General features: G+C 63.3%; 16 protein-coding genes. 9 read left to right on the top strand and 7 right to left on the bottom strand.

Features of this window, described 5'->3' with window-relative positions:
- Positions 1-596 precede the first annotated feature (596 nt).
- Positions 597-1,364, bottom strand: coding sequence for an AAA family ATPase (locus tag IVA75_RS26685; RefSeq protein ID WP_247289776.1), 768 nt, complete (start codon positions 1,362-1,364; stop codon positions 597-599).
- 263 nt (positions 1,365-1,627) lie between these two features.
- Here IVA75_RS26685 and IVA75_RS26680 point away from each other — a divergent pair, with 263 nt between their 5' ends.
- Positions 1,628-3,700: a DUF1217 domain-containing protein gene (locus IVA75_RS26680; protein WP_247289774.1), complete on the top strand. Its 2,073-nt coding sequence runs from the start codon at positions 1,628-1,630 to the stop codon at positions 3,698-3,700.
- Positions 3,701-3,716: 16 nt separating this feature from the next.
- On the opposite strand, the gene IVA75_RS26675 is transcribed toward IVA75_RS26680, so the two are convergent.
- The 3 genes from IVA75_RS26675 to IVA75_RS26665 form a co-directional block, all read right to left on the bottom strand.
- Positions 3,717-4,577, bottom strand: coding sequence for a DUF296 domain-containing protein (locus tag IVA75_RS26675; protein WP_247289772.1), 861 nt, complete (start codon positions 4,575-4,577; stop codon positions 3,717-3,719).
- Between the two features lie 9 nt (positions 4,578-4,586).
- Positions 4,587-6,194, bottom strand: a complete 1,608-nt coding sequence (locus tag IVA75_RS26670; RefSeq protein WP_247289770.1) for an acyl-CoA synthetase — start codon at positions 6,192-6,194, stop codon at positions 4,587-4,589.
- A 105-nt stretch (positions 6,195-6,299) separates the two neighbouring features.
- Complete coding sequence (locus IVA75_RS26665; RefSeq protein WP_247289768.1) at positions 6,300-6,797, bottom strand: hypothetical protein; 498 nt, start codon at positions 6,795-6,797, stop codon at positions 6,300-6,302.
- 94 nt (positions 6,798-6,891) lie between these two features.
- Here IVA75_RS26665 and IVA75_RS26660 point away from each other — a divergent pair, with 94 nt between their 5' ends.
- Complete coding sequence (locus tag IVA75_RS26660) at positions 6,892-7,248, top strand: hypothetical protein (protein ID WP_247289766.1); 357 nt, start codon at positions 6,892-6,894, stop codon at positions 7,246-7,248.
- Positions 7,249-7,311: 63 nt separating this feature from the next.
- Here IVA75_RS26660 and IVA75_RS26655 read toward each other — a convergent pair whose 3' ends face one another.
- Positions 7,312-8,241, bottom strand: coding sequence for a tetratricopeptide repeat protein (locus IVA75_RS26655; protein WP_247289763.1), 930 nt, complete (start codon positions 8,239-8,241; stop codon positions 7,312-7,314).
- Between the two features lie 103 nt (positions 8,242-8,344).
- Here IVA75_RS26655 and IVA75_RS26650 point away from each other — a divergent pair, with 103 nt between their 5' ends.
- On the top strand, positions 8,345-8,620 hold the full coding sequence (locus IVA75_RS26650) for a GNAT family N-acetyltransferase (RefSeq protein ID WP_018458006.1): 276 nt from the start codon (positions 8,345-8,347) through the stop codon (positions 8,618-8,620).
- A gap of 54 nt (positions 8,621-8,674) precedes the next feature.
- Here IVA75_RS26650 and IVA75_RS26645 read toward each other — a convergent pair whose 3' ends face one another.
- A complete protein-coding gene (locus IVA75_RS26645; RefSeq protein WP_027518105.1) occupies positions 8,675-9,064 on the bottom strand; it encodes a DUF3597 domain-containing protein in 390 nt (129 codons plus the stop codon).
- Between the two features lie 334 nt (positions 9,065-9,398).
- On the opposite strand from IVA75_RS26645, the gene IVA75_RS26640 reads away from it, so the two are divergent.
- Both IVA75_RS26640 and IVA75_RS26635 read left to right on the top strand, forming a co-directional pair.
- On the top strand, positions 9,399-10,307 hold the full coding sequence (locus IVA75_RS26640) for a DUF2189 domain-containing protein (protein ID WP_027567067.1): 909 nt from the start codon (positions 9,399-9,401) through the stop codon (positions 10,305-10,307).
- Between the two features lie 130 nt (positions 10,308-10,437).
- A complete protein-coding gene (locus tag IVA75_RS26635) occupies positions 10,438-11,262 on the top strand; it encodes a lytic murein transglycosylase (protein WP_247289761.1) in 825 nt (274 codons plus the stop codon).
- Between the two features lie 66 nt (positions 11,263-11,328).
- On the opposite strand, the gene IVA75_RS26630 is transcribed toward IVA75_RS26635, so the two are convergent.
- Positions 11,329-11,655 (bottom strand): hypothetical protein, encoded by a 327-nt coding sequence (locus tag IVA75_RS26630; protein ID WP_247289759.1) that lies wholly within the window; start codon positions 11,653-11,655, stop codon positions 11,329-11,331.
- 631 nt (positions 11,656-12,286) lie between these two features.
- Here IVA75_RS26630 and IVA75_RS26625 point away from each other — a divergent pair.
- The 4 genes from IVA75_RS26625 (at position 12,287) to IVA75_RS26610 (ending at position 15,752) form a co-directional block, all read left to right on the top strand.
- Positions 12,287-12,439, top strand: a complete 153-nt coding sequence (locus IVA75_RS26625) for a DUF1127 domain-containing protein (protein WP_007590701.1) — start codon at positions 12,287-12,289, stop codon at positions 12,437-12,439.
- Between the two features lie 126 nt (positions 12,440-12,565).
- Positions 12,566-13,993 (top strand): methylenetetrahydrofolate--tRNA-(uracil(54)-C(5))-methyltransferase (FADH(2)-oxidizing) TrmFO, encoded by a 1,428-nt coding sequence (gene trmFO / locus IVA75_RS26620; protein ID WP_247289757.1) that lies wholly within the window; start codon positions 12,566-12,568, stop codon positions 13,991-13,993.
- A 7-nt stretch (positions 13,994-14,000) separates the two neighbouring features.
- A complete protein-coding gene (locus tag IVA75_RS26615) occupies positions 14,001-15,095 on the top strand; it encodes a serine/threonine protein kinase (RefSeq protein ID WP_219685499.1) in 1,095 nt (364 codons plus the stop codon).
- A 105-nt stretch (positions 15,096-15,200) separates the two neighbouring features.
- On the top strand, positions 15,201-15,752 hold the full coding sequence (locus IVA75_RS26610; RefSeq protein WP_035961291.1) for a CAP domain-containing protein: 552 nt from the start codon (positions 15,201-15,203) through the stop codon (positions 15,750-15,752).
- Positions 15,753-15,796: the final 44 nt, after the last annotated feature.

Raw genomic sequence — 15,796 nt, 5'->3', positions numbered from 1 at the left:
CGCAGGCGGCGTCGGCGCGAAGGGCTTTGCAGGGCGGGAAACCGTGAGCGAAGGCGGCGCGCAAACGACCGGTGCAGCCTGCGTACGGCAAAATCGTGTGGTCCTGGCGCCCGGGGTCTGTGCGCCAAGTGTTGCGGTGATGTGGCGGCCCGACCGGGTCCGCACCATCAGTCATCCGCAAGGCGACGGGGGCAATAGTGCATCGCTCCCCAGGGAGATCACGACATAAGCCGTAAAACCACTGCGCAGGGAAGGCCGTGTGTTGGGCTTCACCTGTATGCCGCTGTGCAGCCTCTTGTAGCGCAACCTTCGCACAGTGGACCGTGGGTGCCAGCCGGCACCCGGCCTTCCCTGCGCCCTCGGCATTTTTGAGGGCAAAGAATACGGCAAAGCTCGGGCGCGATGTGCCGCGAGGAGGCGAAGGTGTGTCTACGATTCAGAAGCGAGTTGGTGGAGAACAACGAATGCTGCTCGCTCCGTCATTGCGAGCACAGCGAAGCGACCAGAGTACCTCCGCGGAGAGACTCTGGATTGCTTCGTCGCAAGGGCTCCTCGCAATGACGACCGAGACAGTGAGTGCCGGTCACGCCGCTCGATCACTCCGCCAGCGTCGTCTCTACGAACCCGCGCGGGTCGTCACAGAACTCCCGCATCACCCGGTAATGATCGGTCTGCTCCACTGTCGTCGGCTCCAGGCCGTATTTCCCGAGCCGAAGCAGTTGTGCGTTGGGATAGGCCATCAGCATCGGCGAATGGGTCGCCATGATGACCTGGCAGATGCGGGAATCCTCCATGCGTCGGAGCAGCTTCAGAAATTCGATCTGGCGCGCCGGCGACAACGCCGATTCAGGCTCGTCGAAGATGAAAATGCCCTGGCGCTGGCAGCGCTCCTCGAAGAAGCGCAGGAATCCTTCGCCGTGGGAATGCGACAGGAAATCGGGGCCGACCTGCCCGGCATCACGTGCGGCCTTGTCGAGATATCGCGCCACCGAGAAAAAGCTCTCGGCGCGAAAAAACCAGCCATTCGTGATTTTCGGCAGCCAGCTTGCGCGCAGCGCCCTGGAGAGTTGGCCACCCATCTTCTCCCGCGCTTCGGAGTGATCGACCGGCATGTAACCCTTGCCGCCACCGGCGTCGTCGTAGCCGGCGAGCGCTGCGATCCCTTCGATGATCGTCGACTTCCCGGTGCCATTCTCTCCGACGATGATCGTGATGGCGGCGTCGAAGTTGAGATCGAAATCATCCGGAAAGATGGGCAGGCAAAACGGATAAGCCTCGCGATCGCGAACTTGCGACGGGTCGAGCCAGACCCGCTTCAGGTAAGGCGCCGGCAGGTTGATCGTTCGGCTGCTTCTTCGGCTCATGTCCGGTTTCCGATCCATTCCGTCCCGTCGGGACGCCAGAACATATCCGGAACGCAACCCTCGCGAAAGCTGCATTTGAGAAACATACAGCAACAAACCCGACACGCGTGGCGAGGGCAAACTGGAATCTGGAATTGCGGTCCGAAATCGCCTTAGAGAACGCAGCTCTGAGGCAGTCGGCAGGCATGAGACCCGCCCCCCACCTCGCGACCCCGCAATGATTGACGGACGTCCGGGACCGTAAGAGCCGCGAGGAGTGCGCGATGGTATCAACGTATTTCAGTTACAGCTACATCACGCGCAATCTCAAGCAGTCCTTGACGCGGGTCGAACAGCAACAGGACGTGGCGCGAGAGGCCGCCTACTACAAAGCCCACATCGGCAAGGTGAAGTCCGTCGACGACTTCATGAAAGACTATCGCCTTTATCACTATGCAACGAAGGCGTATGGCCTGGAAGACATGGCCTACGCCAAGGCCTTCATGAAAAAGGTGCTGGAGAGCGACCTCTCCGACGCAAACAGCTTCGTCAACAAGCTGGTCGACAAGCGTTACCGCGAGTTCGCCGCGGCATTTTCCTTCAATGGCAGCGCCACGCCGGTTGCGCAATCGGAGAACCAGACCGATGAGATGATCGGTCTGTACACGGCGACCAGGAAGAGCCAGGTCGATGCACTTACCGGCGACTCGAATTACTACAGCGCCGAAATCGGCAACATCAGCAGTGCAGACCAGCTCCTGAACAACGACCGACTTCGCAATTATGTCTTTTCGGCGTACGGCATCGATCAAAGCAAGTGGTCGCGTGACACGATAAGTCAGGTCTTGCGCAGCGATCCGTCCGATCCAAACAGCTACGTCAACACCACTTTCGCTTCTCAGCTGAGTGGCCTCAACGCCGATCTTGCTCAGGCCCGATCGGATGTCACCGCGGCCACTTCAAGGATCGGAGACTACACCGCCCAATTATCGCAACCGGGCGCGAACGTGACCCAGTTGAACGTCCAGATCCTGGTCGAAAAATATCACCTGGAGTCATATGCGAGCAGCATTTCCAGCCTCAGCGACCAGATAGGGACGATTGGCGGGTTCGTCGACCTGGCCGGCGCGTTCGAGTTTTCGCCCGACGGCTCGCTTCCGTCAGGTGTGTCGGCGCAGACTGCTGCAAATGTCACGATCACGAAACAGAAGTTCGACGACAGCAAGTCCGCCGTCTATTCGGCGGCAAGCCCGTTGAACGAAGCTTTCGCAATCAGGCAATTCAGAACTGCCATCCTCAAGATCAATTCAGTCCAGACGTTCGTATCGACACCAGGCGTGTATGATTTTGCGCTGGGAGCTGTCGGCCTCGACCCCGGAAACGTCCCGCCGGCGACTGTCAAGGCCGTGCTCGAAAGCGACCTCAACGACCCCAAGAGCTACGTCTATACCCTCAAGGACAATCGGTATCTGGAGCTGGCACGCGCCTTCAACTTCGACGCAAAAGGCAATCTGACGACCCCCCTGGTGGCTCAGGACTCGGCTGAAGTCCTCCAGATCGCCAAGGACTACGTCATTGGAGCGGCGAAGAGCGCAAGCACGGCAACTCCCCAGCAGCAGACCGCGGTTCGGGCACAGGCCACGAAGGATGCGTCGGAATATCAGCAAGCCATCGCCGGCATCGACAGTGTTTCCGATCTCCTCGCAAACAGGCCGATGGTTGATTTCATTCTCCTGGCCAAGGGTCTGGATCCCAAGAAGGTCAGCACCGAATTTCTCGGGAAGGTCTTCAGCTCCGATCTGAACGATCCAAAGAGCTTCGCGAACACCGAGAGCGATCCTCGCTTTGCCGAAATCGTCGCGTCGTTCAATTTCGACAGCAAGGGCAACGTCGCGCGTCTTCCGATGATGGGTCCACAGAAGCGGGATCAGTTTCGGGAAACACAAGCGAACTATGTCGAGCAAAGCCTGGAGCAGCAGCAAGGCGATGCGAATCCCGGCGTGCGCCTGGCGCTCTATTTCCAACGAAAGGCGGGGGACATCACGTCCGCGTACGACATCCTTGCGGACAAGGCTCTTTCGGAGGTGTTCAGGACCACCTTCGATTTGCCTGACTCGATGGCGGCGATGCCGATCGATCAGCAGGCCAAGTTCGTGGACAGGTTCATGAAGATCAAGGATCTGTCCGATCCCGCGAAGGTTACGAAGCTGCTGAACCGTTTCTCCGCCATGTATGACATCAGAAACAGCCAGAGCACCGGCCAGGGTCAATCCCCGCTGCTCAACCTCTTTCAGGGATCCGGTTCGGGGATCAGTGACTCCACGTACTTGGCCATTGCCAAGCTACGCACCCACTGATGATCACTCGCCGCGACTAGCCCAACACCTCGAGCACCAGCTCCATGGTCATCAGCACCGGATTGTCGCCACGGATCAGACGGCCCTCCGCCAAGCCGCCGGTGTAGTCGATCAGGGCAACGTCGAGTGCGGCTTCGAGCGCGCCGGAGGAGCCCACCGCAATCGTGCCGCCGGTCACCGCAAGCTCGGTCGCGAAGGGTTCGGTCACGCCGCCATGGCTGAAGCGAGCGCCGATGGTCGAACCAACACCGCCATGGATCCTGGCGCGCGCGATGCCGTGCGCGCGGCAGAAGTCTTCGAGACAACCGGCGAAATCCTGGTTGGGGCGCAGCCGCAGCGCGAAAGCGCGGCTGGTCGTGCGTGCGCCGGTGCTCGCAGCCGCCACCGGCCCGAACAGCTTGAAGTTGGTTTCGGAATCGGGCTCTGCGCCGAACATCGCACCATCGATACCGAAGGCCTTGACCTCGAACGGCTCCGCGACATCCGTCTCGTCCGGCAGCATGTGGCCGCCACTGGCGCGGCCATCGGCCTCTGTCCACAGCCCATGGCAATGAAAGAACGGCGCGCCATCGCGCATGCCCAGCGTCATGCTACCGAGTCTGGTGCGCGTCACGCCGCTCGGCCGGAAGGTGTCGCTATAGAACGCGGCGTTCTCATTGGTTTTCGACAGCGCCGGCATGACATAGCCGAACGGCCCGAGCGTGCCGTGCCCGAAGTTGAGCACACCACCGGCAAATCCCTCCGCGGCAAAACCGCGGCGCGCCGCCTCCAGCAGCGGCAGACCCGCTTGAAGCGTGAAGGAGAAAGCGCGTCCCCTCGCCTCCACCCATTGGATGCGTTCGGCGACCGGCGCGCCGGGCTGCTTGATGCTGCGCATGACCTTCGCTCAGCCCGCCCGTATCTTGTCGAGATCGAGCAGCCCGCGCGCCTCGAGCTCGTCGCGAACCATCCGTTTGGGAATCTTGCCGTAGCCGGATTTCGGCAAGGCCTCCCAGAAGAAGAACCGCTTCGGCATCTTGTAGCGCGGCACCTTGGGCGACAGGAACGCCGCCATCTCCGCTTCACTCACCGGCTTGGCGCCATCGCGGGCGACGCAGACGGCAACGCCGACCTCGCCCCAGGTTGCATCGGGCACGCCGAGCACCGCGACCTCGCCGACGCAAGGATGGGTCAGGATTTTCTCCTCGATCTCCCGTGGATAGATGTTGGAGCCACCGGAGATGTACATGTCGGAGGCTCGTCCCGTGATGTAGACGAACCCCTCCTCGTCCATGTGGCCGAGATCGCCGGTGCGGAACCAGCCGTTGCGGAACGCCTTCGCGTTGGCCTCGGGATTGTCGTAGTAGCCGGCCAGCACCGCGGGGCCGATCACGCATATCTCGCCGCTCTGGTTGGCGCCGAGTTCACGGCCCTCGTCGTCCTGGATCGAGACCTGCATGCCGGTACGCTCGAAGCCACAGGTACCGATCTTCGCGTGCGGCCCGTCCTCGGGATCATGCAGCGCCGCCGGCAGCACCGTGATGTTGCCGGTCACCTCGCCGAGACCGAAATACTGCACGATGACTTTGCCGAGCTTCCTCAGCGCAGCCTTCTGGTCCTCGCGATACATCGGCGCACCCGCATAGATCACCTGGCGCAGCGAGGAGTGGTCGTATTTGTCGGCGGCGGGATGCTCGACCATCATCTTCAGAATGGTCGGCACCACAAAGAGATTGCTGACCCGATGCGCCTCGATCAGGCGGAACGCCTGGTCGATGTCGAATTTCTCCGTCGGCAGCAGCACGGTGCACACGCCGCGCGCGGTCTGAACCAGCTGATGCACGCCGGCGCCATGCGACAGCGGCGCCACCACCAGCGAGGCATCCGCTTCGGTGACGCCGGGCGTGAGATCGGCGAGATGGTTGGTGACGACAAAACCCATCTGGCCGTGGGTGAGCACCGCAGCCTTGGAACGGCCGGTGGTCCCCGACGTGAAGAAGAACCAGCAGGGATCGTCGTGCTCGACCGCGACGTTCTCGAGCACCGCGCCGGCGCGCGACGCGACGGCATCCGCAACCGACGTTTCGGCAAATGGCGCCCGACCGTCGATGCTCCAGGTGAATTCCAAAGCGCTACCCTTCACCGCCGCGGCTTGCTCGGGGAAATCGACATGGCACAGAAACGCCTTCGCGCCGGAGGCCTGCGCAAGATAAGTCACTTCGTCCGGCATCAGTCGGAAATTGGTGGGTACCCAGACGGCACCGAGCCGGAACGCCGCGAACATCGAGAAGAACATCTCGTCGCCGTTCTTGGAATGGACGAGGATGCGGTCGCCCTTCGCGATGCCGCGCGCCGCGAGGGCTGCCGCCAGCGCCGAGACCTGCGCGTCGATCTCGCGCCAGGTCCAGGATCTGTCGCCCCAGACGAAACCGGGACGCGCCCCGTGCCGCCGCGCATTCTGGGTCAGCATGTGAGCGAGATTCATGACGCGGCGGGACATGCGCAGGGGCTGCATCGGGCTTCCTCTTCGGCGGCGGACGGCACGCGAGCCGCCCGCCCATTGCAGCCCATTTATCGCCATCGCCCACGACCTCGCAAGGCCGTCGGCCGCACGCCTGCCCTACGGCTGCTTGAACGCGAACGGCGTAGCCGTGATGGCCTTCTCCTTGACGCAGGCCTGCGCACCAAAGCCGCCGCAATAGTTGCCATGCAGATCGAAGCGGATGGTGCGCCCCGCACCCCGCTTCGTTGGCTTCGGCTTGATCTCGTAGCTGCGGACATGGCCATCGAAGACGGGTTGCACACTGCCGTCCGGCAACGTGACCAGGATGTTCATGACGCAGCCGCCGGTTCCGCAATAGGTCGTCTCGCGATCGCCGCATCTGGTGTCGCGGAAATCGACGATGTAGTCATCGCGGCCGTCACCGGTCAGGTCGATCCTGCGTACCGTATCGACCGCAAAAGTCACCGCGCCGCCGCCCTGGCTCTCGCATTCCTCGTAGGCGTAGCGCACAGCCTTCTGCACGCCGGGCGGATAGTCGGCGGGATTGAACGGCTTTGCGTTGTCGGCGCGCGCAGCGGTTACGAATAGTACGAGCAGGAGGATCAGATATCGCATTGGCATTGGTCGTCAGCGCAGCCGCGATCGTTCAGGAAATTTTAAACATGATCGGCGCAACCTTCATCAGTTCTCGCGTACAGAGTGCCGCATCATGGTCAAAGCGCCCGCCCTCCTCCTGTTGTCGCTGGCGCTTGGCGGATGCGCCGTGGGCCCACAAGCGCACCTCGCCTCCGATCCCGCTTTCAAGCCTGCGCGCTACGCCTGGGACGGCGCCGGCGAAAATCCCAATCATTCGCGCGCTGCCTCAGAGCCAACACGGATCGCCCGATCCGAGCGCAACAGGTCGCAAGCCGGGCTTCAGCCCTATTCGAAGGAATGGTGGCAGGCGCAGGACGGCATCGAGGCGGAACAGGACGCCAGGGTCAACCGTTCACTCGTCATCTGCCGGGGATGCCTGCACCCGCAGGCGCAGCCGGAGGATTCCAGGCTCGCCAAGGCGACCGATTGAAGCATCCGGACTCTCAGGACCTGATGGAGGTGCAGCCCCGTCGTCGCGAGAAGCGGCCGAGAGCTACAACGCCCCGAGCTTCCGTAACGACTCCTGCGCCGTCGGCAAGCCCGGCTTCAATTCCAACGCCTTCCTGAAATCGGCGATCGCGCCCTGTTTGTCGCCGAGCCGCAGCTTGGCCTGTCCGCGGTTGTTCCACGAGAACACGTCGGAGGGATCGTATTGCAGCGCCTTGTCGTAATCGAAAACGCCGCCCTTGCTGTCGCCCTGATAGAGCCGGATCATGCCACGATTGCGCCAGCCGCGCGCGTCGGTCGGCGCAACACGGATCGCCTCGCCATAATCGGCGGCGGCGCGATCGAGCTGCTCGCTGTCGCGATAGACGTTGCCGCGGTCGATATAGGCGAGCAGATCGGGCGCAAGCTTGATCCGCACGGTGTAGTCGGCGATGGCGTGCGCCATGTCGCGCCTGCGGTAATACACCAGTGCGCGATTGGCATAGGCCATGGCGTATTTGGGATCGCGCTTGATCGCGGCGTCAAAGTCGGCGAACGCACCGTCGAGATCGCCCTTGTTGAAACGCGACTCGCCGCGATTGCCGTAGGCCAGCGCCAGCGAGGGATCGAGCTTGATCGCCTGGTCGTAATCAGCGATGGCGCGATCGTAGTCGCGCTTGAAACTGTAGACACGGCCCCGATTATTGTAGGCGCAGGCATAGCCGGGGTCGAGCTTGATCGCCTCGTCGAGATCGGACAGCGCCGCGTCGAGCTCGCGCTTCTCGGTGAAGCCATGACCGCGATTGCAATAAGCGCCGGCGAGCCGGGGTCCGCTCTCGCTCTTCGTTTCGATCACGGTCGAGCAAGCCTTGATCCGCTCGTCCGGCGTGCTGGCCAATCCGACGCAGGCCTCCCAGGCCGGACCGCCGGCTGCCAACGCCGGAGCCGGCGAGATGAGCGCGGCGAGCAGCGCGATGAGGCTGAGCGGGACACGCATTTTCCGGATATCTCCCCTGCGGCAACCACTCTTGGTCGCACCTTGGCAAGGGCCGGTTCAGACGCCTAGATCAAAGGCAAGCAGCAGGTCGGAAGGATTTTCCATGGCGCCATCGGTACGGGACAACAAGGACCGAAGCCGCTTCGAGCTCGATGTCGGCAGCGAAATCGCCTTCGCCAATTACCGGCTGACGCCGTCGGCGGTGATCATCACCCACACCGAGACGCCGCGTGCGCTGCGCGGCCGGGGCATCGGCTCCGAGCTGGTCAAGGGCGCGCTGGAATTGATCCGCCGCGACGGCAGGAAGGTGATCGCCGGTTGCGGCTTCGTCGTCGACTATCTCGACAGGCATCCGGAAGATGCGGATCTCGTCGCCTGAATGCAAAAAGGGCCCGCGCGATCGCGGGCCCTTGGATTGCGACCGGGCGAACGGTCAGTGCTTGATCTCCGGCGGCAGCTTGCCGCCATTCGCCGCGAGCTTGGACATCACCTGCTTGTGCAGCCAGACGTTCATGGTCGCGGAATCGTTGGTGTCGCCGCTGTAGCCGAGCTCCTTGGCCAGGTCCTTGCGCGCAGCGAGGCTGGAATCGATGTCGAGCGCCTTCATCAGGTCGACGATCGAGGTGCGCCATTCCAGCTTCTCGCCCTTGTGCGCGGCGGCCGCCGCGTCGACGATCGAGGCAACGTCCACCGTCGCCGCGGGCGCCGATCCGCTCGGCGCGGCCCCTGCGGGCGCGCTGCCCGACGGTGCGCTGCCTGCGGGCGCGGCGGAAGCTGGCTGGCTACCGAAGATCGCGCCCATAATTTTCCCGAAAATGCTCATGTCTGCTCCCCGAAAAGGACCCGCTGGAGGGCCTTGAGTGGCACTTATAGACCAAGTTGCGTCGTTGCACCCGCAAAGTTCCGCGGACCAACAAGCAGCATCAGCTTATCTACGGCGAAATGACGACCGAATGACATCATCGAGGTTGCGCTGCGGCATCGAATCTCACCCAAGCGTGAGGGACAGGACTCGCAAATGGGCGTACGCTTGACATTCGGTTCGCGTGCCATCCGGAATTCGAGCGTCTGGTTGGGAATCGCGAAACTCAGAATAGCGGCCGCTTGCGCCGTTTGCTGGCGCCAGATGCGGCCGCATGGCAAGGGAGCTAGCGACCATGGCCACACTCTACCAGGGCAATGTCCCCACCGTGGCCCAGACCGCAGAAGCGGCTGGGCCGGTGATCCGAACCATCCAACTCTCCGATCTGCACGATGCGCTCAAGCGCGGCTGGGACGATTTCAAGGCGGTGCCGAGCCACGCCATCATCCTCTGCGTGATCTATCCTGTGCTGGGCCTCGTGCTCGCCCGCGTGGTGATGGGCTATTCAGTGCTGCCGTTGTTGTTTCCGTTGGCCGCGGGCTTCGCGCTGATCGGCCCGTTCGCGGCGCTCGGTCTCTACGAGCTCTCCAGCCGGCGCGAGCGCTATGAGGAGGCCAGCGCCTGGGATGCCATGGAGGTGCTGCGTTCGCCCTCCTTCGGCGCCATGCTCGGTCTCGGCGCGCTGCTGCTGGCCCTGTTCGTGACCTGGGTTGCGACCGCGCAGGCGATCTACGTCGCCGCTTTCGGCTATGAGGGCGCGTCCGGGATCTCGGATTTTCTGACGCGCGTTCTCACGAGCCGGCAAGGCTGGTGGCTGATCGTGGTCGGCTGCGGCACCGGCTTCCTGTTCGCCCTTGCCGCGCTCTGCATCAGCGCCGTGTCGTTCCCGCTGATGCTCGACCGCCATGCCGGCGCGTTCGAGGCCATGGTGACGTCGCTGCGCGTCGTCGCGAAGAACCCGGTGCCGATGGCGGCCTGGGGCCTGATCGTGGCCGTCCTGCTGGCGCTGGGCACGATTCCGGCCTTCCTCGGCCTTGCAGTGGTCGTCCCCGTGCTCGGCCATGCGACCTGGCATCTCTACCGCAAGGTAATCGCCGCCGATCCGGGCGCGCGTCCGGTGCCGCCTCCGCCGCATCGTCCACGCAAGCCGGCCGCCGACTTCCCCGCCAACCTCTTCCCCTGGCGCAATCGGAACGACGCCTGACGATTTCGTGACGTGCGATCCTGCCCCGGAGCGGGCAGGATCGCGCACTGTCATACGCCTTGCTTTGGCCGCGGTTTCCATCGAGATTGCGCCCGCCGTTCAGATCACTTCACGGAATTTATTTGCTCGAATGACCCCGACGATTTCTCGTCTCGCCCTCGCAGCCTTAGCCATCACCGCATCCATCCTATCCGCTCAGCCAGCGCTCGCCGCGGTTGCCTGCGGTTCGGGCAATTTCGACGCGTGGCTTGCAGACTTCAAAACCGACGCCGCGACCAACGGCGTCTCGCAACAGGCCATTTCCGCCGGGCTCGCCGGTGTGACGCTCGATCAGAGCGTGCTCAACCGCGACCGCTCGCAGAAGGTCTTCAGCCAGACCTTCGAGGAGTTTTCCGGCCGCATGGTGCCGCCGCGCCTGACGCGCGGCTCCAACATGATGAAGCAATATGGCTCGGTGCTGTCGCGCATCGAGCAGACCTACGGCGTGCCCGGCGAGGTGCTGGTCGCGATCTGGGGTCTCGAGACCGATTTCGGCGTCAATACCGGCAAGTTCGCGACCATCCGCTCGCTGGCGACGCTGGCCTATGACTGCCGCCGCGCCGAACAATTTCGCGCCGAGCTGTTGGATGCGCTCCGCATCGTCCAGCGCGGCGACCTTGCACCGGCCGACATGAAGGGTGCCTGGGCCGGCGAGCTTGGCCAGACCCAGTTCATGCCGTCGTCATGGATGAAATACGCCGTCGATTTCGACGGCAATGGCAAGCGCGATCTCCTGCACAACGCCCCCGACGTGCTCGCCTCCACCGCGAACTATCTTGCCGGTTATGGCTGGCAGAAGGGCAAGGATTGGCAGCCGGGCAGTCCGAACTTCGCGGTGCTGCAGCAGTGGAACAAGAGCGAGGTCTATTCGAAGACCATCGCTTATTTCGCCACGCAGCTCGCGCGCGCCCCTTAGCAGCCCCTCGTCAAAACGCGTAGGGCCGATCCCTGACGACCGGCCCTCTCTGTGCGTTTTTTACCCCTATTTGCCCATGGTGGCGTGCATCGCCTTGTTCAGATGCGCGCCGCACGCACCCATTTTGCCGTTGAGCAGCGAGTCCTGCGCGGCCGCGATCTCCCTCTGCGCTACGAATTTGCCGTCACCATCGGCCATGTTCTCGATCGCGGTCTCGGTCTTCTCCAGATTGGCCGAACTGCAGCCGCCTGCGGCGTGCTTGGCGGCTTGGGCCGGCGCGACGGCGAACGCGACAGCGGCAATTGCGATAACCCCGAGTAACTTCGTCATGACGTTACCTTCCTTCTCTTGTTCTTGGGCCAGAGCCAGCGACATTGCCGGAGTCTGCGACATCACCTTCCTCCGCGCGCGGCAACTTGACGCAATGAATTCCCCGCGAGAATTGCGTGATGTTGCGTGCCACGCAGAGCCACATGCAAAATTTCTGATTTTCGTTACACGCTTGTAATCAACGGCACACGTTCGGCTTGTGTGCACCGCGCCCGCGGGTTGGGGCTGACCAAGCGGAATGAACTCGTCCCTGCCTGGCCGCCGTTCGTCACGTCGATCCGCCGGCGTCGGGTGAATCGCTGGCCACAGTGGAAAGGTGTCCGCGCAGGCCGTCGAGATGAACTTAGGTTCACTTTTATACTTCACCGAGCATGCGATTCGCGCATGCGAGACTTGGGTATAGGAGCTAGTCAATCACCTTGCGACGACCGGAAAGCAGCCTATTTGACTTTGAATGGAACCGACTGGGCTAAGATTAAATCCGCGAATTCACGGGCATTTTAACACCATGCCTCCTGTTCCGCCTACGCTTTGGGCGGGAGTGCTTTCGGGTTAATCGTCCGTTACCAATGCCATGCATTGAGCGCTTAGCTGCATCGCAACATCGGAACTTTCGCACTGCACCACTCCCACCTATATTCATTTCAACGATGAGGCTCGGGCAAGAGCTGAATCGAACTACAGGAGACTACCAATGCTGCTCTCGCTCATCCGTATGATCCAGGCTTTCCGGGACTATCAGCGCAATGTTGCCGAGCTGTCCCAGCTCAGCGATCGCGAATTGGCCGACATCGGCCTCGATCGCTCGGACATTCCGCGCGTTGCCGCCGGTCAGTATCAGGGCTGATATCGTTCAGCCCTCAACCGGACGAACCGATAGCGCCCGCCTCGTGCGGGCGTTGTCGCATCCGGAGGCAGAAAACTCGATCTCGGCGATTCCACTGACCGCCGAAAAGCGCTACCTGTCCGCCCCATGACAGGACCCCAATCAAATACCGTGCACGTGATCGGCGCAGGCCTTGCCGGCTCCGAAGCCGCCTGGCAGGTGGCCAAATCCGGCGTGTCCGTGGTGCTGCACGAGATGCGGCCGACCCGCACGACCGAGGCACACCGCACCGACGGGCTTGCCGAGCTCGTCTGCTCGAATTCGTTCCGCTCGGATGATGCCGCCAACAACGCCGTCGGCCTGCTGCATGCCGAGATGCGCCGCCTTGACTCGCTGATCATGCGCGCAGCCGACGCCAACCAGGTGCCCGCCGGCGGCGCGCTGGCGGTGGACCGTGACGGCTTCTCCGCGGCCGTCACCAAAGCGCTTAATGACCATCCCCTGATCGAGATCGCGCGCGGCGAGGTCGCAGGCCTGCCGCCCGCCGAATGGAGTAACGTCATCGTTGCGACCGGCCCCCTCACTTCGGCGCCGCTGGCCGACGCGATCCGCGAGCTGACCGACGAGAACGCCCTCGCCTTCTTCGACGCGATCGCGCCGATCGTGCACCGCGAATCCATCGACATGTCGGTGGCCTGGTTCCAGTCGCGCTACGATAAGGTCGGCCCCGGCGGCACCGGCGCCGACTACATCAACTGCCCGATGACAAAGGAGCAGTATGACGGCTTCGTTGCAGCGCTGGTCGCCGGCGAGAAGACCGAATTCAAGGAATGGGAGACCAACACGCCCTATTTCGACGGCTGTCTGCCGATCGAGGTCATGGCGGAACGCGGCCCCGAGACTCTTCGCCACGGGCCGATGAAGCCGGTCGGCCTCACCAATCCGCACGATCCCACCACTAAGGCCTACGCGATCGTACAACTGCGCCAGGACAACAAGCTCGGCACGCTCTACAACATCGTCGGCTTCCAGACGAAGCTGAAATACGGCGAGCAGCAACGCATCTTCCGCACCATTCCGGGGCTGGAGAACGCCGAATTTGCTCGCCTCGGCGGCCTGCATCGCAACACCTTTCTCAACTCGCCAAAGCTGCTCGACGGCCAATTGCGCCTGCGCGCGCAGCCGCGGCTGCGTTTTGCCGGCCAGATGACGGGCTGCGAGGGCTATGTGGAATCCGCCAGCGTCGGCCTGATTGCTGGCCTCTACGCGGCAGCGGACGTGCGCGGCGAGACGCTTGCGAGTCCGCCGGTCACGACGGCGCTCGGATCCCTGCTCGGCCACATCACCGGCGGCCATATCGAGACCATCGAGCCCGGCACGCGCTCGTTCCAGCCAATGAACATCAATTTCGGCCTGTTCCCGCCGCTCGCCAGCGCACCGACGAAGAAGCCCGACGGAAGCCGACTGCGCGGCAACGAGAAGACGGTGGCCAAAAAGCAGGCGATGAGCGCGCTCGCGCTCGCCGATCTCGATCGCTGGATCGCCGATCACCTGCGCATTGCCGCCGCGGCGTGAGTTTTCGATGAACCTTCCCAAAGACGACGCCGCAACACTCTCGGCGCGCTGGACCGAGGGCGTGCTGCTCAAGCGCGACGTGTTCTCGACCGTCGAACGCGGCCGCTTCCGCGACGATGACGGCGAGGTCGACGCGGTGCTGCGCCGCCTCGACGAGGTGCCGTGGTGGTCATTCCTTTTGGCGCGCCATCTGTTCGCCCGTGAGACGCATGCGCTGGCACTCGCCAAGGGGCTCGATGTCGGCCCCGAGCTGCTGTGGGCCGGACGCCGCGCGCTAGTGCGCAGCTTCGTCGATGGTGTCGCGCTGCATTTGGCGAAACCGCATGGCGACCTCGCCTATTTTCGCTCGGCCAAGGCCGCGCTGCGACGGCTGCGCCGCGCCGGCATCTGCCACAACGATCTTGCCAAGGAACAGAACTGGCTGGTCGGCCGCGACGGTCGCGCCTATGTGACCGACTTCCAGCTCGCGGCCTGCTTCGACCGGCGCGGCCGGCTTTACCGCATCCTGGCCTATGAAGATCTCCGGCATCTGCTCAAGCACAAGCGCTCCTACGCGCCCGAGGCGCTGACGCCGCGCGAGCGGAAAATCCTGGCGAAGAAGTCGTTCGCCGCCAGCCTCTGGCTGGCTACCGGCAAGAAGGTTTATCGGGCAATCACGCGCGGCCTGTTCAACTTCACCGACCGTGAAGGCGGCGGCCGAAGGCTCGTCAACGACGCGCCGGTGCTGGCGGAATTGATCCGCAAGAACCCCGCCGTGCGCGACACCGCCATCGTGGCCTTTGCCGACCGCCGCTCCGGCGTCGGGCTCTATGCTTTCGTCGAAGCCGATCAGGCCGCGCTCGAAGGCCAATTGCGGAACGAGCTCAGCGCCGCCAAAGGGCCGAAGCCACCGGAACACATCCAGGTCGTGCACGCGCTGCCACGCAACGCCGACGGCAAGCCGCGCACCGAGATTCTGCAACTGGTCGCCATGAACCAGCTCGACCTGATCGAGCCGATGATGAAGAACGACCAGGACCGCGCTTTCCTCAAGGACATCTTGGAGCAGCGCAAGAACCTGCGCGACCGCTTCAATTTCGAGGCCGACCTGCCTGCCGGCTAGCGTGGATCACGCCTTGAAGCGTCCACATTGGCGATGGAGAAGCGATCCGATAATTCGAACTTGGCGGCGGGGCTGGGCGGGGTCATGGGCACTCGGGGGACGATGATGCATCGTGTGGTTGGCGGCCTGATCGCCGGCCTTCTGCTGCTCGCCGCCGCGCCCGCAATGGCCGAGTCCCCGGCCGAGCTGATCTCCAGCTTCCGCCTCAAACATGGAGAGGTCCGCGTCGTCCGCGATTCGACCCTCGACCGCATCGCAATGGACCAGGCGCGCGCGATGGCGACGAAGGACGACCTCAGTCACGACGCCCTCGGCCCGTTCAACCGCCGGGTCGCACCGGCCGGCGCAGGCCGCGCCGCCGAGAACATCGCCTACGGCTACGACAATTTCGAGAAGACCTTGGGACAGTGGATCGATTCGTCGGGACACCGCAAAAATTTGCTGCTGCACAACGCTTCCCGCGTCGGGATCGCGAGTGCGAAAAACGCCAGCGGCAAACGCACCTATTGGGCGATGGTGATCGCCGGCGACTACGAGCCGAAGGGCAAAGGCAAGAAGGACAAGGAGCCCCTCGTTGCCGTGAAACGCGAAGCCGCTCCTGCGAGCAAGCCCAAATCCGGCGGCTGCCACATCAAGCTGCTCGGCCTCTGCATCTGAGGCGAGACGCCACGCCGGAAGCATTGTTGCGCGCGCTTCTCCGA

This window comes from Bradyrhizobium sp. 134 (genome assembly GCF_023074155.1).
GTDB lineage: Bacteria > Pseudomonadota > Alphaproteobacteria > Rhizobiales > Xanthobacteraceae > Bradyrhizobium.
This window is presented reverse-complemented; position numbering and strand designations above follow the sequence as displayed.